Here is an 18,676-nt window from a genome sequence, read left to right as displayed (position 1 = left end):
AAGATCTTATGTTGTTCCGTTTGGCGCGTCGAACCAGGTAGCAATATTGACAATGTCGGTGGCTTCCCCTCGGGTTGCGACGTTGGAGTCGTGGTTTTCGAAGATGCTCGAATCGGACGCTGTTGTTCCTATCCTCAACCTGATTCCGGTTATTAATTCGCGGGTATCCGAACGGTTGGCCGAGGCCAATGGCGCGACGATCCTTCGAGTGAAGGTCGAGCCTGGTGCGCAGGTTCCGGAAACGGGCGGCGGCTTTATCGGCGAAGCAGCGCGCGCAGCTAAGCAGGTGTCGGCGGAGACGGATATCGAATTGGGTTGGACGCTAAGTCACCGATCGGGGCATGAGGATACAAAAATGACGCTGCTGGAAGGGGCGCGGTGGGTGCGCTCATCGTTCGTAAAGAGCGCCCAGGTCAGTCTTGAGATTCCCGACGGCGACAGCTTCAAGCGTCAGGCATATGACCTGGTGAAGGAGCAGTTCACTACCACCCAGAAATTCGACATCAGACGCGACGAGCCGCCCTCAGAAATGTCAGTGCTCACTGGTATTAATGATGCTATCGAGAAGTTCCGGAAGGAGTTCTCGTAGCTGAGCTTCCTTACTGGGCTCAGCGAAGGTACGCGAGCTTGGGAGGGGCAAATGGCGACCGGAAGAAGTAGCGGCGGCAATCGTCGGCTCGGCTGGGTGCGAAGGGCATGCGCCACCGTCAGTGCTTGGTGCTCGGACCATCCTGCCGGGGTCGCCTTCTGGCTAGCGCTCGCGGTAGCCGTCCATGGAGTGCTGGCGTGCCCGTGGCGCTCCTTGAATCCGTACAAGAATCTTGTGGCGGACGCCAACGTAGGGACTGCCGTGACACTCTATTTGGGCGTAGCTTCGGCCGCAGCAATTGTGGCTGGCTTTGCCGGCGTCGTAATAGTATTCACAATCGGCTCGGGTGCTCGTAGGATTCGGGTCTTCAGATTTCGTGCAGGCAAGGCATTGCAGCGCGCGTGGATGGCAGTTGTCGCCGAACCTTTCATGGCGACATTGATCGGCATTCTGGCGGCCATTGTTGAGATCACCTCTAGAAAAGAAATTGCACCGTGGTTGTTCGAATTTGGCCTGGTGCTTCTTATTCACGGATCTGTGATGCTGCTGCGGTTACTTCATGAACTGGTCGGGATAGTATATGTCGAGGATGTTGAAGCCGACATGAAGGAACGTGAGATTCCGGCCGATAGCCTGTTTCCGCGCCGACAGTGACTGCTTCTGTGATCCGTAAACGTTTGGCGGTGACTTGCAGTGAACAACAGCGAATTGCGATGCGCTATCCTGACATTGTATCGAAATATGAAGATCGCAAAAGCGCCGATCATATCCGATTGCTAGCGGGGCATCCGAATGTCATGCGTACATGCCCAATGACGATGCAGCACTTCGGTCGACTTGCTTGGATCGCTGCGCGGATGCTGCATTTCCCATGGGACCCCAGGCAGGGCACCTGGTCTCACACAGCGACAAGCGCCCGCGCTCGTTCGTTGAAGTCTGAAACCAGCGGGTGCGCACCGAAGCTCGTCATTCGCCGTTGAACATCGCGCACGGCCTCGACGGATCGCGATGACTTCACCTTCCCTGACAACTCCACGGTTCGCACGGCTGCGACGTAGGCGGCATCGAGGTCGCGGTGCTGGATGTGAGTGACCGCGAGCGCTGCGTGCGACAACGCGCCGCGCCTGGCTCGGTTCTGGTTGCGGGCGTACGCGATTGAGCGACGCGCGTGGGGTTGGGCGTCGCGTGGCCGGCCGAGATCGCGGAAGGCGTTGGCCCACTCGCCACAGATATATGCGGTGTCAATAAAGCGCGCCCACTCCGGCTCTCTGTCGTGGTCCACTGTTTCGAAGGCGCGCTCGGCCTCATTGATGGCGTGCGCGGTTTCGCGTGTCTCGCCCATGGCCGCGAGTGCGCGGGCTTCGAGGGTCCACAGGTCTGCCATGCAGGCGGGGGAGTCAGCTTTGGCGAGGCCTTGTCGCCCCGCTTGGGCGAGGCGGCGGCCTTCGTCGGGGTGACCGAGCAGGGTGGCCTGGTCGGCCATGCCGGCGAGCACGTGCGCGCCGAGTGCGGGATCGTTGGATTCCTCGGCGAGGCGGAGAGCTTGGATGAGATAGCGCTGGGCTGCTCCGTGTTCTCCGTTGTCGAACGCCATCCAGCCGAGTAGGTAGGTCTGTTCGGCGGCGGCGCCGGCCAGCGTTCGATGGATCTCGGCGGTGTGGGTCCGCCGCAGCAATGGATAGACGTGCTCGTTCATATAGGCAGCGAGCAGGAGCCGTCCGCTTCCGCCGCCCTGGAAGATGTCCATTTCCTGGAAGTGGGAGAACATGTTCTTCACGGCGGTGACGTCTTCGAGGCGGACTCGACGTCGTTCACCGGGAAGTTGATCGAGAGTGTTCAGTAGCCAGTCCCGAGAGGGTCCCACGGCGGCGGCGACGGCAAAAGGTGCGCTGATGAGGAACTTTCTGCGGTCCACGTCTGCCCTTCCCAAATCGGATACAGCCTCCACAGTGTCCTCCAACGATGCGTTATACGCCAAGGCCCGGTCAACTGTGGGTGCTTCGGCGAGCCCGAGGTCGTAGGTTGTGACGCGGTAACCGAAGTGGGCGGAGAACAGATCGGCCAGCAGCGCCGGGATCGGTGCACGCGGCGTGTGTCCGTCGTCGACCCACCTGCGCACGCTGGAGGCGTCGGGCCGGACATGCGGTTCGCCCCGCTCGACTGCCAGGGCGCGTACTCGGCGGGCGAGTTCTCCACGGCTCCAACCGGACCGAGTAAGCCAATCGGAAAGCTGCATGCATCGAGCTTCCATCGGTTCTCCCGCCGTGTCATGAACTGCGCTGATTCAACACCGTTCACCACCCCAGATGAACTTACGTCGCAAAGAGTTTTACCGCCAGACTTGGGGCGTTCGAAGTCGTGGCGGCCGGTCCGGCAGTGGCAGTTCTACGAGCCCGCGCCCAGTGTCGCCCAGTGCCTTTGTATGTGCCTGAGGAGGGCAAATGTCCCGGGGTATTCGATTTTGTTCAGAAGAGACCGCTGAGAGGGCCCGGTACTGCCGATCGGTCGCCGGATTGTCCTGTCGAATTCATGGTGACCCTGCGCGAATCATGTTGCGGTCAGGCGAAGTTGGGGCATTCAATGCTCCAGCACGAGTGGCGGGCGAAGTTCTCGATCAGTTGAGGAACATCGGGGCGGCCGGTCCGGTCATCGTGCATGACTCGGGGAGGTGGACTCTCCTGACTAGGCCGCATCGGTTCGACACCAGTCTCGGCCTGGCAGTGGACGTCAACCGGTTGAATTGCCAGATCGCTCCGGTAGGCGCCCAAATACTCTTGCCGTCGCCGACGGATGATCAGACTGGCCGGTGCCGGTGGATCAGAGAGCCGCGGGATATGTTCCGCCCTTCGATGGAAGCCGTTATCGCGGCGTTGCCCGTGGCAGCCTCGAACGACGAGGTGACCGTCCGTGTGTAGTGTCGAGGTTCCCTGGATCCTGTTGTCGCAGTGCGGAATCGGCAGCTTCTCAGCGGAGACCGGTGCATTGGTTGGCGTGGCATGCCCGTCGTGGCTGTGCTCGGGTCTCGTTCCGCTGGTCGACGGAAGGATCGTTTCTCACCAGGTCCATGCAGGTGAACGCTGCCCATGGTCGGGGACGCGCGTTGTGGATGACCGATCGACTTTTGCCGCTGCGGATGAGCATGAGTATCGATGACTACGGCGAGGTGCTGGTACTCAGCCGCCGACTCCCAGCGTGATATTTATGCTCACCCTCGCCGTGCTGGTAGTCGTCAGTGGCGCGCTGATCGGCGTCGGCTGCTGGTGGCGTCTGGGCGAGGAGAAGCTCACCGCCGTCGCGGTGCACCGAAGCCTCGAGCTGCAGGCTCATTGCCGGAGCGGACCAAATCTTGCGGGTATGGGTTGTCTCCCAGACTGATCCGATCCGCCCCCTTCTGATCACCAGGCTGATACGCGCCGAATCCGGACGTCGTCGCGTCGGCCGCCAATGTGAGCCAAGCCTGAACCACGCATTCGAAAGCGAGGAACCATGCGCATTGATGCCATCGGCTACCTGCGTCGGGACGTCTCCGGCGTGCGTCAACCGTGGGATGAGACCCAGATCCGTTCGCTGGCAAAGCGACTCGGCTACAACCTGCGCAAGATCATCACCTTCACGACCCAGGTCGACGACGTCGGGCTTCGGGTCCGCAACATTGCCGAACGGCTCGGCGTCGAGGCTGTGTTCGTCCCCAGCGTCGACCACTTCGAGGGCGGTGTAGTCCCCGCGAAGCTGGTGGAAGTCGTCGATGTGATCACCGTCGAACCCGAATACACCTATGCGCGATGGGCTGACGGAGAACTGCCGGCCGAGATCGGGGGCGACCAGTGACGGCAACGTTAGAACGCGGCTATGGCTCGGTCCGCACCAACAACGAGTGTGCCCCTGGCGAAGGTTTCGAGGATGCGTTGGTGGGTTTGCCTCGGCAAGTGCCGGTTACCTGGCTCACCGAATGGTGTTCCGGGGCGCGCGGGCGATTCGCCGAGGAGCTGATCGAGTCCGGGCCGGGTGACCATCAGTAGCCCATGAGTCGCGCGAGTGCAGGTGACGGCCAATCGGCCGAACGCCGAGTTGAATTCGTCGAGGCCAACGGCGGAATTCAACGGGTGTACCGCAACTGTGATGCCGTTGGTCTGCCCCTGCCACGAGTCGACGGTGGAGGCAACCAGGTCACCGTCGTCCAGCGAGTACTTGGCGCGCAATCGCTCGACGACGTCGGTCGCGTCGTCGACAGCCTGGTTGCGGGTCGCGAGGATGGTGATCAGCGGATCACCGTTGTGCCCGCCTGGCCGTGCGCTCTTCGTGTTTCCGGTCGGCGTCCCGGTGTCGTCGTACTCCGCCTGCTCGAGCGAAAATCCCACTGCGAGTAGTTCATCGAGCAGCGCCTCGACCGTTCGCATCAGCGGCAGGTCGACATCGGCGGCCTCGGGGTCCGCCAGGCCGTCGACCTCGAGCAAGGTCGGTACGCCGGTGCCGACCTGCTCCCAGATCCGAGCGGTCGGCGCGCGAAGTCCATCGCCGATGACGAGAGCCCGGTCGCCCGGGGCAGCCACGCAATTGAGCTCGCGCCACTCGGGATAGAACGCCCGCCACAGGTCGAGGTGACCGGCGGCCGGTCGCCATACGGCCGGAAGCTCCCTCGACCACGTGCGCTCGTCGGTCACGAAATCGGTGGGCCATGCGCGGTACGGGTTGTATCCGGGATCCCCGCGCCACGGATTCGTGCCGACCTCCAGTGGCGGCAGCTGTCCCACATCGCCGACTCCGACCGTGATCGGCGCGACTTTCGCGACCTTGTCGAACAGATGGTGCGGAAGTTGCCACGCCTCGTCGACGAACAGGACGTCGAACACGAAACCCTCGTGCTGGGACGGGGCGAAGTGTTCCCGCATCCGCTTCGCCTCACCCATCGCCCCGAGCTTGTGCGAGGTGGAGATGACGACCATGCAGTCGGCCGGTATCTCGGTGGTGCTCGTGGCCACGGTCGCATGCGCGGCGGCGTCCTGCGGGACGTCGGCCAGCCGGTCCCTGGAGACAAACAGGCACACTCGGTCTTTACCGAGGGTGCGTCCGATCGATTTCGCCAGCGGGTGGATCTGTTTGTTGGTGAAGGCCACGATCGCGACGCGCGAACACTGAGGATGGGTCACGGCGTCGGCTACCAGCTGTGCCAAGACGAATGATTTACCTGCTCCCGCAGCCGCTTTCAGCAATATGCGATCGAAGGGCGCCGTGCCCGACAGCGCACCTCGCAGAACTCCGACGGCTTCCTCGGCGACCGCTGCATTGCCCGCCGCGGCCTGCGCGTGATGGGTTCGCTCGGTGTGTTGCCGGCGCGGTGGTGTGAATTCGATCGTCATTCGAGGTCGTCCATCGTCATGTCGTCGGGCACTGGGGTCTCGGGCTCGGCGGTCGTCTCCGCGGAGGGTGCGCCGGAGGGCGTCACCTCGAATGCGTCCGCGTCCACCACCGGTGGCCAGGCTTGCGGGTTGAGTTCGCCGCGGGCACGGCGTTCGGCGAGCTGGTCTGCCCATTCGGCTTCGGAATCCTCATGAGGCCGGCAGCAATACCGGTGGTTATCGGGATCCTCGGCGTAGGAATCGGGTCCGCATGTCGCCTTGGGAGCCGAGTAGTGGTCGGCAGTCGGGCGGGCGACGTTGAGGAATTTGTTGTTCTTATTGGACGAGAACCACTCGAAGTCGGCTATCACGAGCCGGTCGCCGACCGACACCTCCGGCACGTTCGCGGGCGCCCACTCGAACCGGCCGGGCGTCTCGTCGACACTCGACAGGGGACCGATCGACATCCCCGCGAACTTGAAGCTGCCCTTCTGGATGGTGAGCTCTACGCCTGGCCGCTCGATACACGGATCGCCGTTGATGTGCAGCAACACGATTCGAGAATCGGCTCCGATTCTGCGCGATTGGATATCCAAAACGATCGGATACACCTGCACCACAGTCGCATTGGCGATCGACCTCTCACCGGCCGCTGCGGCGCGATCCGCCGCGGCCTGAGGGTTGCCCAATGCGACCAGTTGGCTACGGCACCTGTCGTCGCCTTCGATGACAGGAACGAGCGAATTACGCCAGTGCCGGTAGGTGCGCCCGAACCGCACGAGATCCGACGCATGCAACTCGATCCTGCGGCGCCACACTTCCTGCGCGTCGCTCTCGATGGTGCGGTGCACTTCGCGCAATGTCGAATCAGGCACGGAGCCGAGGACATTCAGCGCCCGCTCCATTATCGAGCATTTATAGCGAAGCTCCTCGGTGACGAGCGCGTCATAGGTCTCGAGGTCGGCGGGCATCCGGTTCGATCCGACCAAAGCGCTGTAGATGGCGTCTGATCGCCGGTTGGTCAGTCTCGCACCGGGGGTGTGCTCGCAGGATTCGATCTCGTCTTCGAACTCCCGCGAATTCAGCTTGTCGCGGTTCATGGATTCGGCCCACCCGACCAGGTAGTCCAGGCGGCGGGACGCGACCGAGGGGCCGCCGGCGACAACGTGCTGCGCCAACGCTTCGCGGACATCGACGATCGGTGATCGCAGCGTCAGGGCCCGGGCGCGATCTTCTTCCAGCAGGAACGACACCGCCGTACGCGCGGTCTGTGTCAGCTTCGGCGGGATCTGCGCCGGTTCGCCGTTGAAGGTCAGCGGTGGGCGACCCATCGCGCGATCCCGCTCCCAGCGCAGCCTGCTGAGTTCGATGCCGGCGAGGTTGTCGGCGATCGAGGCCAGGATGTCGGCTGTGACGGAATCCGGGACTACAATGTGCACGGAGTTCGGCGCGTTCCTGTTCAACCTGCGCTGCTCGGTCATCGCCTTACGCAGTTCGCCACCGAGGAGGCGCATCACATCTCGACGCGTTTCCGGTGAGGACTGGGGATCATGGAAAGTGGTGAGCTGCCATGGTTCCAGACCGTTGGCGGTGACGCGCTGCAGAGCGATGCCGTGGATTCCGAGCGCGGCGGTATCGGACTTGGCGATCACGACGTTGACTGTGCCCGGCAGTCCCGCCGGATCGACACGACGCTGGCCTGTGGGCTGCGCGACACCGTCCCGAGTCGCGATCACGTTCGCCACCACGGATGCGGGAGCTGCTTCACCAGTACCGGTGCCGTCGAGGACGCCGAGTACATGCGGGCGGATATCCGCGCCGATTCCGAGTTCGATCAGCAGGTCGGCCGGATCGGCCGACGTGCGGAGTTCGTTGCGGCAGTACGAGAAGAGTGTGCATGTTGTGCAGGTCGCGGGGTCGAATGTCGCTCGCAGGTGGGAGACGTACTGGGTGAGGTCTTCCGCATCGTCGTAGAGCTTCTGCTCGGCCTCACGACGTCGCTCCGCGACCCGCATTCGTACTTCGGTCCGGTGATCGTCGAGCTGTTCGACGAGGGCCTCGGGCTGCAGAAAGGCGTTGCGCGGCACGGCCAGAACGCCATGGGTGTGCACCGACATTTCCCGCGGCCGCCGCGTCCAGCTCTCGGCTGCCTCAGCGCCGAGTGCGACTTGCAGGAAGCCTTTCAGAAGCTTGGTCTCCTGAATCCGGGAGCGCACGCGTTCGTAGTCCTTGGCATCTCCGATGATCAGCCAGCTCCCATCTCCGCCGATCGCCGGGGCCACCACGGCGAAGTCGGGCTTGACGTCGGTGGCGTGGTCGTCCTCGAAGCCGGGAAACGGAACCGCCAGGCCGTGGATCAAGGTCGCCGCGCCCTCGGTGATCGCACGCGAATGGGCATCGTCGAGCAGTTTCTCGGTCTTGTCCAGTCGCACACGGGCATTCGCTGTGACGACCGCTGTGGGCCGGTCCAACTTCAGCCGCCCGACAGTGGTGGTGGCGATTTCGCTGACGAACTTGGTGTCGCGCACCAACCGCTCGAAGGTCATCGCCCGCATCCATCGTGCCTCGGGGATGCGGCCCGAGTCGTCGGCGAAGCCGACATCGGTAGCAAGCTTGCGTCGTGTCCGCCCGACCACCAGGGGATCGGTACCCCGGAACCGCGCGCATGCGGCGTGTGCGGATGCCGCGACGGCACTGGACGCGCCGCCAACCGACTTGCTCCCCATATCAAACCCCTACTCGAACCCCACCGCGGAACACTGCTGGATCGCGGGGAGTTCGAGCCCTGTTACAGGGTGACGTTTGCCGACCACGCCGATCGCTCACCGGCTTTCGGTCCAGCGGCGGAGGAATGCTCGTTCGAAAGTAATGCCGCGGCTCGATCTATGAGGCACGGTTGCTCGTCTGCGCACGCCAGATCGATGTCGCCGATCCGTGCAACCGCATCAGTTCGTCTTGGTGTTCTTCAAGTGGCGGCCGATGTAGCCGATGTAGATCTTGCCGTTTTGGGACCAGCGGTCGAGGTAGTGCATTCGTGGACTGATCGTGCCGTTTGTGCCGATCTTGAAGTGGGCTTCCATCTCGATTTTTCCTGTGGGTGAGACCTCCAACGGGACCGGGAAGCGCCGTTGTTCACCCCATTGCTGCATCGTTACCGCGGTCTCTCTGCGCCCATGCTTTTTCGCCGAAATCGCCCGATAGCCATCGGGAGGTTGCGTCAGATACTCATGTACCCCTCTGGACCATGCACCGTCCGAGCGGGCACGGATGTAGCCCTGGAGTGCGAGCACCGCCTCCCAGCAGGTGCGGGCAGATGTGCAGAGTGGATCGTGGTCTGCCAAGGATCGGCATTCCTCCGGATTTCCGGTGAACACGATGCCTTCGCATTCGATGTCCCGCAAAAGTCTCAACAGATCGTGGTAATCGTTCGGGTATTCGGTGATTTCCGAATCGGGCGTGAGCGAATTGGCTACTTCGAAGGCCTTGACCTCTCGGAGTTTCCCACGTAGCCACCGAGTTTCATCCGAGAGTCGCTGTCGCTCGTCCTGAGCCTCAGCCACTTCGAGCTGCCACGCCTGAACTTCTTCGTGAAGCTCGGCGAGCTCGTCTCTGAGCTCATCGATCTCTTCCTGCTTCTGGTTTACCAGCTGCACGGCGGCCTCACGCAGGGCGTCCCGATCTGCGCTCTGCTCGGCCCGCTGTCTGATGGCTTCGAGCTCTGCCCGGTTGATACTCGACAGACCCAACACATCCATCACGAGGTGCAGCGCTTGCTGCGCGGCGCTGTCCGGTGCGTGCGTCGGAGCCTCGTTGACCTTGTCCCGTGGTGCTTCCGGAGTGCGAGGCGGGGCGGTAGCCGTTTCGATGCCGGTATTGCGGCGAGCGTCGTCGACCGGCGCGAGGGTTTCGGGGGCAGCCGTCGGGGGCGAGGCCGAAACCTCGGGTGGCGCAGGAGGTTCGAGCGGAGTTGTGCGCTTGGCCGGCGTCGGCGTCGGAAGCAGGCTCGTCAGAGCCTCATTGTTTTCGACTCGGTTCAGAGTCCGGACATACTTCAAAATATCCGGCGGCAGCCTGCGCTGCATCGCATTGCGGCGAGCAGTGCGGCCGAGTATCCGCTGTAGTGCGTGCGTCGAGAGATCAGCGAGCGGCCCTGGGCCGAGATACCTGTGCTGCCGATGGTTTCCGGGTTCGGCCGGATCGGCGCCCGGCATGAATGTCCGTATCGTCCAAGGAAATACAGCATGGGAGTCGCCGATAGCAGTGCGCAATTCAGCAGTCGCGAGGGGGTCGAGCACGGCGACTTCGGCTTGCCCGACAACCTGCTGGGTCCACAGAGCGACCTTCTCGTAGAACCGATCGAAATCCAGCCGCTCATCGGTGCCTGCCACCACGATCAACCCGTGGCGGTCTGGATCGGTGATACGAGCAGCGAGATCTTCCACACTGTGGATACCTATTCGCGCCGGCTGGGGCGTCAACTGCAGTGATTCATCCGGCCGCACTGGCAACAGATCGACCAGGGTCGTGACCACGCGGGGGGCCTGTACCCAATTCCTGCGACTGTTTCCTACTTCGAGAAGAAACCACCCGGTCCCGCCTTGCACTGGAGCGTAAGCGGAGAACTCTGTTGTCCATGTGCCGGTGCCCGGCTGCTCCTCGGTGAGCCGGAAGCGGAGGAGGTCTGCGCTTCCGACCGAATGACGGACAGTCGTCAGGGACCGAGCGCCATCGGTCTGCGCCCCGGTCGAACTCAGATCGACGACCCACCGCTTCTGCCGCTCCAGCCACCCCTCGAACTCCCGAGTGATGATCGACAGCGACGAACCATCCGTGTCGAAGTGGGCGAACGACCGGTAAGGCTGGCTATCGGCAGTGGAACCCGACGGGCGCGATTTCGTAGCGAGAGCGAGGGGTGTCGGGGCCACCGGAATCACCTGTCCCATAGTCGATTCGGACCGTAGACACAACTTTCGCCGAAAACCCGGTGTGGTGCCCGGAGAACGCTGAAATTACCGGCGGAACCAAGGATGACGTAGCAAGAGTGGAGGCGCGGGCGAGCAGGACATGTACTGCAGGCGTGGCCAGGCTGTCGGCGATGTGCGGGGTCTCGCACGCTGGCACACTGCTGCGGCCCGGGCAGCGAATCCACGGCGCAAGCAGCGAAACGTCACATGGAGGTGGTCGATATCACCGACTCGTGCCCCTCGCTCCGGCGAGATGACACGAAGAGTGCCCGTCGAAACAGAAGGACGAATGATCCTGCGGCACAGTGATGTTCACGTGCCCGCCTACAACAACCCGGATTCCTCGAGTCCGGCACGCAGGCGTTCCTGATGCTCCGGAGGCCCCTGCCGGTACGGCATACGCAGCGCGTCGGAGGAGATGACTCCGAGCATCTTCATCGCGGCCTTGGACTGGATCGCGCCTTGGGAGACGTGCATGATCGCACCGACGGCGGGGATGAGGCGGCGGTGGATTTCGCGTGCCCGAGACAGGTCGCCGCGGTCGACGGCGGCGATCATCTCCGCATAGAGATCGCCCGCGACATGGCCGACCACCGACACGATGCCGGTCGCGCCCTGGGCTAAATGTGGCAGGTTGACGACGTCGTCGCCGGAATACCAGAGCAGGTCGGTCTGCGCCATGATCCGACTGGCCTCGAAGAAGTCACCCTTGGCGTCCTTGACGGCGCGCACGGCGGGAATGTCGGCGGCGCGGAGGATGGTGTCGGTGCTCAGCGCCGTCCCGGTCCGGCCCGGGATGTCGTAGAGCATGACGGGCACACCGTCGCCGGCCTCGGCGACCAGACGGAAATGTTCGAGGATGCAGTCCTGCGGCGGCTTGTTGTAGTACGGCGTGACGACGAGCAGAGCGTCGGCGCCGCAGGCAACCATCTCGCGCGCCGCGCGAGTCGAATGCTCGGTGTCGTTGGTGCCGCAGCCGGCCATCACCTGGACGCGGTCGCCCACGGCCTCGACCACCGCCCGCACGCAGGCGTAGTCCTCCTCGTCGGTGGTGGTGGCGGACTCACCCGTGGTCCCGTTGACCAGCAATCCGTCGTGGCCGTGGTCGGCGAGATATACGGCGAGGTTCTGCAGGCTGTCGTAGTCGATCGAGCCGTCGTCGTGCATAGGGGTCACCATCGCCGTGATGACTCGCCCGAAGGGGGTGTCCACCATGATCGTGAGACTACCTCCGCCCAGCACCTGACCTGTGCACTGGCCGAGCGCGGCGTACGTTGGTAGCTAGAGGTTAGCCTCATGCGACAGCGACGGTGGATGTGGATCGCGGCGTTCCTGACGGCATTGGGAATGTGCGCTGTAATCGGGTGCGTCAGCGGCACCCGGCCCGAGCATGCTGCACCCGGCTCGGACACATCCTCCCGGGCAGGGGGACCGGGCACATCCTCCCCGGTAGGCGGCTCGGAAGCACCCTCCCGGGTAGGGGTTCCCGTGCTGGTCGTGAAGGTGGACAACAGTCCGCAGGCGCGGCCGCCCGTGGGGCTCGGAGCCGCCGATGTGGTGTACGTCGAGCCGGTCGAGGGCGGTTTGAGCCGGTTGGCCGCAGTTTTCTCGAACAACAAACCCCCGGTGGTCGGACCTGTCCGAAGCGCGCGGGAAACGGACCTGACGCTGTTGGACCAGTTCGGCAACCCGACGTTGGCATCCTCTGGTTCCGCACCCGAACTGGTTCCCGCCATCGACGGCTCCTCACTCCACAACGCCTCGGCCGATCGGCAACCCGCGGCGTACTTCCGTGACTACAGTCGCGAGGCGCCGCACAACATGTTCGTCCATCCTGATCAGTTGCCCGCAGGGGGCGGCTGGCCGCCGGCTTCGCAACTGCACTTCGGTCCCGCGCCTGCCGGCGGCCGGCCCGCGCAACATGAGGAAGCGCGGTATCCGGGCGCGGTGATCGGTTTCGACTGGTCGCTCGGCGACCACGGGTGGGTGGTGTCCATGGATGGTGCTGCCTACACCGATGCGGATACCGGACGGCTCACCGCAAGTACGGTCGTGCTGCAGAGTGTGCCGGTGCAGAACTCGGCCATCAGCGACGTCGCGGGCAGCATCTCACCCCGGGCGCAGACGACCGGTAGCGGCCAGGCACGCGTACTTCGCGACGGTCGAGAGTTTCCGGCTGTGTGGTCCCGGCCCTCCGAGGAGACGGGCACAACGTATACGACGCCCACTGGTGCAACCATCCCGTTCGCGTCGGGGCAGGTTTGGACGGTTCTGGTGCCGGAGCAGCTCTGGTGAGCTCTGTCCTCGCGGTGTGACCGTTGAGGCCGAGTTCGGAGATGTCAGCGGCGTACCGACCGCCGGGACAGGTAGGTAAGGCATCAACGCCGCGTCGGCTCACGGACTGCGGCGGGATCGATGAACGCGTGTCCGCCGCATTCGATGTCGCGCATCCCGCTCATGTCGAAGGGCTGCGGACATTCCGTGAGTGGTAGGGGTTCCGCGTGACCATTGGTTCGTCCCGCAGTTCCGGAAGTGGGACCCGCCATGACCAGCATGGTCGGCGGCACGCCGATCGCGACGATGACGTGCGGATTGTAAGTCGACGAAAGTCTCCGATCGCCGGGCGTGGTGACCAAGCGGAGGGCTGTGTCCCACAGAGACCGAGGAGCCTTCACAGTTGCAACCGACAGAGTCCGCTCCACCCGCCTGTGTCAATACTGTTGGGGCCCAGCACATCCTGGTTGTGCTGGCGAATTCTGACGTCGTTTATCGGTGAATCCGATCGTTGCTCAGTGCCGGATCCGACCGATCCGATCGGTGAATTCTGACGTCACCGATCGTGGCGGGGTCGGGGTGATGGCGCTAGAAGTTCTTGGCCAGCGGCGCTAGCCGAATCGGCCACGCTGGCCTCATCCAGAACCGGTGCATACAACTCGCTGGTGGTGGCTCGTTCCGGTGGAGTTCTAGGCTGGTTGGGTGAAGTTCACGACAGACATCGAGCGTGGTGCGTGGCTGCTGGGACGCGTCGGCGGGGACGGGGTCGGTTGTGTCGCCGGCACCGGGTTCGACGCTTATGTGCGGCTGCTGCACCCGGTCGAGGCGACCCGCCGTGACGCGGCAGTGGTTGATGAGTGGGGCACTCCGGAGATCGTGGCGGAGGCGGTGTGGCCGTGGGCCGAGGTCGCCGCGCGCAACGGCAAGGTCATGCATCCACTGGTGCAGTGGCGCAACCTGACCCACGGTGAGGACGAGGCGATGATGTCGTTCGATGACGGCTGGCGAGTCGGCCAGTCGGTCGAAGGATGGTTCGACCCGGTCCTGTTGGCCGCGCTCACGGTCCACCTTCGCGCAGCCTGCGAGACGCAGGAACAGGTGACGGCCGGAATTTGGAACGGATTCGGCGAGCTGGGTACATCCTCGGGGGCGGTGTTCGTCTCGTCTGCTGACGGCGATTCGCAGGAGCTCGAGCGTGAGCGGGCCCGCGTCGAGACCGAGTTGGCAGCCTCTGTCGGGCCGGAGGTCCGTCGGGCAGTGGCGGCCGGGCCTTTCCTGCGATGGCCGGGGCGTGACTTCATGCTGTTCGATACCAGCCTGTCCGAACTCGCCGACCCCGGCTGGGTGCATTCGGCGGGCTTGGGGTGGACGACGGACTTCCCGGGAGTGATGCCTCAGCTGCTCTGGCCCGCCGACCATGCCTGGGTCGTGGCCAGCGAGATCGACTTCGACTCCACGATCGTCGCCGGCTCACGGGCTCTGATCGACGCGGTTCTGGCTGACGATCGTTTCGAGGCGTTCGAGATCGCCGAAGACTCGGATCTGAGCTGGGACGGCGACACAATCAACCTGATGCCGAGGGGCCAGGTTGTTCGGCGCGCCATCCAACGTGACTGAGAGTCGATGGCACGGGCGCCTTGACTCTTCGACCCGCACGGCGCGTACGAGTGTGGCCGCGGAATGAATCGTGACATTTGGGGCCGACAGGAATACCACCATCGACGTCGTTGCCCGTGCATACTTGAATCCTGGTGTCATTAGGGGGTTTTCGATGCTGCCAGGAAGTGAGCGCGCTCGGATTCTGATCACCGTGAAGGCCTATCCCGCTCCGTCGGAACGGTACGGCGAGACGGTGTGTGTCGCGGGTGTTCGTATCGACCGACTGCCGCCGACGTGGATACGCCTGTATCCCATGAGGTTTCGCGGGATGGGGCGGGAACTTGTGTTCGACAAGTACGACATCGTCGAGGTCGACGTCCGGAAACGTCTCGGCCACGATCCACGAATCGAGTCATACCAACCGGATCAGCAGTCACTGCAGGTCCTCGGTCACGTGGGTACGAGCGGTGGGCGATGGACACAGCGACGGAAACTGATCGGACCCCTGATCGGCGCGACGTCGACGTGTGAACTGATCCGCGCGAATCCGAAAGGAACGATGGCCGTGCCCGCGCCGTCGCTGGGCTTGGTCAAGCCGATCGTCGACGCTGTGACAGTCAAGCGCGGCAACGGTTGGACCCCGCAGCAACTTCGGAAGGTACAAGCGGCGGCTGCGCCGAGTCTGTTCGACGATGCGCCGCCGATGCTCGAGCCGATGCCGTACCGCGTCATCTACAGCTACCGCTGCACCGACATGGAATGTGGCGGTCATTCGCAACAGTGCCTGGACTGGGAGATCGGACAGGCGGGACGGAAATGGCAGCAGATGTATGGAAGTGCCGGAGCTCGGCAGAAGCTGAGAGAGAAATGGGAGCAGGAGATTTGTGCCCCTGAGCGGGACCTCTACTTCTTCATCGGGAACCAGGCGCTGCGTCGTAGATCGTTCGAGGTGCTGGGTGCGTGGTATCCGAAGGTACGCTCCAGTACAGGGCCCGAGCAGCTGACAATTATGTAATTGCTTGTCTCACAGTTGAATTACTCGGCCGGCAGCGGCACCCTTCCGTACAGCGTCGGCGACCATTTGGCGGTGGCATGTGGTGTGGTCGTGCTCGAAACAAAGCAGTGCGACGGGGCCGTGGGCCATGAGCGTCCGGACCGAGCGTAGTGCGTCGGCACCTTCTGGGCTGGCGAGCACGTGCGCATACCGGTCACGCGCATCGGCGTCGCCGACGCGAAATCCGTCGCGATTGTCTCGGGGATTGCCGAGCTCCTTGAGATGCACATAGCGGATACCGGCCTCGGCCAGGGCCGCAGACAATTTGGTTTTCGACAGCCCTGGCTTGCGTGAGATGGGGGTGAGTCGCACATCTACGACCGTGGCGACGCCGGCCTGGGCGAGGATCGTGATGAGCTCGTCCGCTCGCCGTCCCTCGTAACCTACGGTGAACAGGCGGTTTCGTGTTCTGGCGGGGCTCGCTACAGGCACGTGGTCATACTTGCACGTCGTGATGGAAGCGTAGCCGTCGGCTCGGCTTTCCGTGGACACGCGACGGGCGGCCGGTCCGGTCGGCACCTGACCCGAGCGGCGTCGACTGGGTCGCGGACGCCCACCGGGCCGAAGGCATACCCGGCAGAGCGCTGCCCGGCTCTCCTGCCACTCTGCGGGCCGGGTGAGCTGTGGCCGCGACCCCTAGCCAGCCGAACCGAGTATCAGCTCCCGCTGCTTGTCGGACCGGGGCGCCGCGTCGGTGGTCGCCTGCGGCGGAGTTCGGTTGGACCGCATAGGGTTATCACCCCGCAGGGTGGCCGCCACCCCATACCCAGGGGTGACAGGGAACGAGAATTTCGCCGATAGCTTCGGCTCATGACGACATCGGCCTTGGTTTCAGAGTCATCTCCACGGTCATCGCGGCGGGGTGCCGACGGTGATTACGCCCGTCTGTTGCGCCGGATTTCGGCTGCGGGACTGATGGATCGGCGTCCGGTCTACTACGCGATTCGGCTCAGTCTCGTCGGGATCGGGTTCGTTGCGGGATGGGCGGCGTTCGTCGTTGTCGGTGATTCGTGGTGGACGCTGTTGGTCGCGGCGTTCATGGCGGTGGTTTTCGCTCAGGTGGCGCTCGTCATGCACGATGTCGCGCACCGTCAGGTTTTCGGCTGCGGCGGCCGACCGAGGTCATCGGACGGGTTGTGGGCAATGCCGGGATCGGACTGGCGTACGGGTGGTGGCAGGACAAGCACACTCGGCATCACGCCAATCCGAACCATGAGGAGCGGGATCCCGATGTGGCGCCGGACATTCTGGTGTGGTCGCAGCGGCAGGCTCGGGCAAGTCGCGGATTGCCGCGGCTGATCGGGCGAGCGCAGGCTTTCCTGTTCTTTCCGCTGCTGATGTTGGAGGGGCTGAATCTTCATGTGGCCGGTGTGCGCGCGCTCCGCAATCGGGCGGTGAAGCATCGGGTATTGGAGGGTGCTTTGCTCTTCGTCCACTTCGCAGGATATCTGGGAGTCTTGTTCGCAGTTCTGCCCGCTGACAAGGCTTTTGCGTTCTTCGCTGTCCATCAAGCACTGTTCGGTCTCTATATGGGCTGCATTTTCGCCCCGAATCACAAAGGCATGCCGACGCTGACCGGTGACGAGCGGCCGGACTACCTTCGGCGCCAGGTGCTGACCTCCCGCAATGTGCGTGGCGGAGCGTTGACCGACGTGGCTCTCGGCGGGCTCAACTACCAGATCGAGCATCACCTGTTTCCGAGTATGCCGACGCCGAATCTGCGCCGGGCGCAGGTCATCGTTCGCGACTACTGTGCCGAAATCGGGGTTCCGTACCACGAGACGGGGTTGATCTCGTCCTATCGGGAGGCGTTGCGACACCTACACCAGGTAGGCGTGCCGCTTCGTGCCGGCGAGTCGTCTGTGGCACAGGGTGATTCGTCCGCCGATCGGGCCGCCGCCCGGTAGGCCATGGCGCGTTGGCGAGTGCAGCGTCAGGTCACCGGGGACGATCCTTGCGGGTGCCGCCTGTCTCTCGCCATGTCGAGTGTTGGCGGTCGCCGCCCTGCCGAGAGAGTGAGGGCCGTCGGCTCGCCGCGCAGACACGCCGTCTTGCGATCGCGGCCGGCGCACAACGGGACCGAGACTCGAACCGACGACGGGAGACGAGATGACCACACTGGAACAGGCGGTTGAACTCGGTCGTGCCGAGCGGGGGCTTGCTGTCGTCTCGACCCTCAGATCCGATCAGACCATCCAGTCCACGCTGGTCAACGTGGGGCGGTTGACTCATCCGTCGACGGGACGCGATGTGCTGGGGTTCACGACCTACGGCAAAGTGAAGCTCGGCAATCTCCGTGCCCGCCCTCAGGTGAGCATCACCTTCCGGCAGGGCTGGGCGTGGGCGACCGTGGAAGGCCGCGCCGAGATCGCCGGCCCCGACGACCCTCGGCCGTGGCTCGACGCCGACGGGTTGCGCCGGCTGCTGCGTGAGGTGTTCACGGCAGCGGGTGGGGAGCACGACGACTGGGACGAGTACGACCGCGTCATGGCGTCGGAGCGTCGAGCTGTGGTTCTGGTCGAGCCGACTCGGGTCTACAGCAACGGCGGCTGATTCGCCGCGCGATGCAGAGGCGCGGCGGTTGGCGCGATTGTTCTCAGCACGCTGGTGGCAGCAGTGAAACGATCGGTCCGCATCCGACTCGGCGGTATGAAATAGGCTCCGCCGCCCGCGAATCCATGACCGTCGTGCACGCGGTGTGGGTCAGCGACTCCGCGGAGAGCGGCGTAGGGCTCTGGCTGCGGACTTCCTCGGGTCGACGATCAAAGTCCGTGGGGGAATCGCTTCCGAACCTCAGCCCGCACCTGAGGTTCAGCGCCCAGCCTCGGGAAAAGACAAGTTTCCTTGACATTAAGATCTT

16 protein-coding genes are annotated in these 18,676 nt (G+C 63.9%); 8 read left to right on the top strand and 8 right to left on the bottom strand.

Annotated elements, in window-relative coordinates:
* The coding region (locus ON37_RS27330) for a hypothetical protein (protein WP_217999967.1) at positions 1-589 on the top strand (589 nt) is incomplete at its 5' end.
* A 234-nt stretch (positions 590-823) separates the two neighbouring features.
* On the top strand, positions 824-1,243 hold the full coding sequence (locus ON37_RS33190) for a hypothetical protein (protein WP_157171618.1): 420 nt from the start codon (positions 824-826) through the stop codon (positions 1,241-1,243).
* Positions 1,244-1,487: 244 nt separating this feature from the next.
* On the opposite strand, the gene ON37_RS27320 is transcribed toward ON37_RS33190, so the two are convergent.
* Positions 1,488-2,825 carry an NsdA family TPR-like regulatory protein gene (locus ON37_RS27320; RefSeq protein ID WP_210742685.1) on the bottom strand — a complete coding sequence of 446 codons (1,338 nt, stop codon included), beginning with the start codon at positions 2,823-2,825 and terminating at the stop codon, positions 1,488-1,490.
* Between the two features lie 917 nt (positions 2,826-3,742).
* Complete coding sequence (locus ON37_RS33185) at positions 3,743-3,916, bottom strand: hypothetical protein (protein WP_157171617.1); 174 nt, start codon at positions 3,914-3,916, stop codon at positions 3,743-3,745.
* A gap of 159 nt (positions 3,917-4,075) precedes the next feature.
* Here ON37_RS33185 and ON37_RS27310 point away from each other — a divergent pair, with 159 nt between their 5' ends.
* Positions 4,076-4,417: a hypothetical protein gene (locus ON37_RS27310; protein ID WP_040723566.1), complete on the top strand. Its 342-nt coding sequence runs from the start codon at positions 4,076-4,078 to the stop codon at positions 4,415-4,417.
* Between the two features lie 8 nt (positions 4,418-4,425).
* On the opposite strand, the gene ON37_RS27305 is transcribed toward ON37_RS27310, so the two are convergent.
* The 4 genes from ON37_RS27305 to dapA all read right to left on the bottom strand — a co-directional run bounded on the left by ON37_RS27305 (position 4,426) and on the right by dapA (position 12,104).
* Positions 4,426-5,946: an AAA family ATPase gene (locus tag ON37_RS27305; protein ID WP_040723565.1), complete on the bottom strand. Its 1,521-nt coding sequence runs from the start codon at positions 5,944-5,946 to the stop codon at positions 4,426-4,428.
* Positions 5,943-8,651 (bottom strand): hypothetical protein, encoded by a 2,709-nt coding sequence (locus tag ON37_RS27300; protein ID WP_040723564.1) that lies wholly within the window; start codon positions 8,649-8,651, stop codon positions 5,943-5,945. Before ON37_RS27300 ends, ON37_RS27305 begins: the two co-directional genes overlap by 4 nt.
* A gap of 219 nt (positions 8,652-8,870) precedes the next feature.
* Positions 8,871-10,868, bottom strand: a complete 1,998-nt coding sequence (locus tag ON37_RS33180; protein ID WP_157171616.1) for a hypothetical protein — start codon at positions 10,866-10,868, stop codon at positions 8,871-8,873.
* A 345-nt stretch (positions 10,869-11,213) separates the two neighbouring features.
* Complete coding sequence (dapA, locus tag ON37_RS27285) at positions 11,214-12,104, bottom strand: 4-hydroxy-tetrahydrodipicolinate synthase (protein WP_040723578.1); 891 nt, start codon at positions 12,102-12,104, stop codon at positions 11,214-11,216.
* Between the two features lie 81 nt (positions 12,105-12,185).
* Between dapA and ON37_RS27280 the strand changes: the two genes are divergently transcribed.
* The 3 genes from ON37_RS27280 (at position 12,186) to ON37_RS27265 (ending at position 15,777) form a co-directional block, all read left to right on the top strand.
* Positions 12,186-13,184, top strand: coding sequence for a DUF3048 domain-containing protein (locus ON37_RS27280; RefSeq protein ID WP_306306514.1), 999 nt, complete (start codon positions 12,186-12,188; stop codon positions 13,182-13,184).
* A 780-nt stretch (positions 13,185-13,964) separates the two neighbouring features.
* Positions 13,965-14,780 (top strand): hypothetical protein, encoded by an 816-nt coding sequence (locus tag ON37_RS31255; RefSeq protein WP_157171615.1) that lies wholly within the window; start codon positions 13,965-13,967, stop codon positions 14,778-14,780.
* Positions 14,781-14,934: 154 nt separating this feature from the next.
* Positions 14,935-15,777 carry a DUF8757 domain-containing protein gene (locus tag ON37_RS27265; RefSeq protein WP_051032154.1) on the top strand — a complete coding sequence of 281 codons (843 nt, stop codon included), beginning with the start codon at positions 14,935-14,937 and terminating at the stop codon, positions 15,775-15,777.
* Between the two features lie 9 nt (positions 15,778-15,786).
* Here ON37_RS27265 and ON37_RS27260 read toward each other — a convergent pair whose 3' ends face one another.
* Positions 15,787-16,248, bottom strand: a complete 462-nt coding sequence (locus tag ON37_RS27260; RefSeq protein ID WP_051032163.1) for a DUF488 domain-containing protein — start codon at positions 16,246-16,248, stop codon at positions 15,787-15,789.
* 417 nt (positions 16,249-16,665) lie between these two features.
* Entirely contained in the window at positions 16,666-16,905 is a 240-nt protein-coding gene (locus ON37_RS34350; protein ID WP_245553532.1) for a hypothetical protein, read from the bottom strand.
* A 47-nt stretch (positions 16,906-16,952) separates the two neighbouring features.
* Between ON37_RS34350 and ON37_RS27255 the strand changes: the two genes are divergently transcribed.
* Entirely contained in the window at positions 16,953-17,723 is a 771-nt protein-coding gene (locus ON37_RS27255) for a fatty acid desaturase family protein (RefSeq protein ID WP_245553530.1), read from the top strand.
* A gap of 202 nt (positions 17,724-17,925) precedes the next feature.
* On the top strand, positions 17,926-18,369 hold the full coding sequence (locus ON37_RS27250) for a PPOX class F420-dependent oxidoreductase (protein WP_040723557.1): 444 nt from the start codon (positions 17,926-17,928) through the stop codon (positions 18,367-18,369).
* The last annotated feature ends 307 nt before the right edge of the window (positions 18,370-18,676 follow it).

Source organism: Nocardia veterana NBRC 100344 (assembly GCF_000308855.1).
In the GTDB taxonomy this organism is placed as follows: Bacteria; Actinomycetota; Actinomycetes; order Mycobacteriales; family Mycobacteriaceae; genus Nocardia; species Nocardia veterana.
The sequence above is the reverse complement of the archived record's forward strand: the minus strand, read 5'-3'. Positions and strand labels throughout refer to the sequence as shown.

Excerpts from the sequence above, each read along its gene's own strand:
- ON37_RS27320 (WP_210742685.1), bottom strand. The coding sequence starts at position 2,825 with ATGCAGCTTTCCGATTGGCTTACTCGGTCCGGTTGGAGCCGTGGAGAA.
- ON37_RS33185 (WP_157171617.1), bottom strand. The coding sequence starts at position 3,916 with ATGAGCCTGCAGCTCGAGGCTTCGGTGCACCGCGACGGCGGTGAGCTT.
- ON37_RS27280 (WP_306306514.1), top strand. The coding sequence starts at position 12,186 with ATGCGACAGCGACGGTGGATGTGGATCGCGGCGTTCCTGACGGCATTG.
- ON37_RS27250 (WP_040723557.1), top strand. The coding sequence starts at position 17,926 with ATGACCACACTGGAACAGGCGGTTGAACTCGGTCGTGCCGAGCGGGGG.
- ON37_RS33180 (WP_157171616.1), bottom strand. The coding sequence starts at position 10,868 with ATGGGACAGGTGATTCCGGTGGCCCCGACACCCCTCGCTCTCGCTACG.
- ON37_RS27305 (WP_040723565.1), bottom strand. The coding sequence starts at position 5,946 with ATGACGATCGAATTCACACCACCGCGCCGGCAACACACCGAGCGAACC.
- dapA (WP_040723578.1), bottom strand. The coding sequence starts at position 12,104 with ATGGTGGACACCCCCTTCGGGCGAGTCATCACGGCGATGGTGACCCCT.
- ON37_RS27310 (WP_040723566.1), top strand. The coding sequence starts at position 4,076 with ATGCGCATTGATGCCATCGGCTACCTGCGTCGGGACGTCTCCGGCGTG.
- ON37_RS27300 (WP_040723564.1), bottom strand. The coding sequence starts at position 8,651 with ATGGGGAGCAAGTCGGTTGGCGGCGCGTCCAGTGCCGTCGCGGCATCC.
- ON37_RS27265 (WP_051032154.1), top strand. The coding sequence starts at position 14,935 with ATGCTGCCAGGAAGTGAGCGCGCTCGGATTCTGATCACCGTGAAGGCC.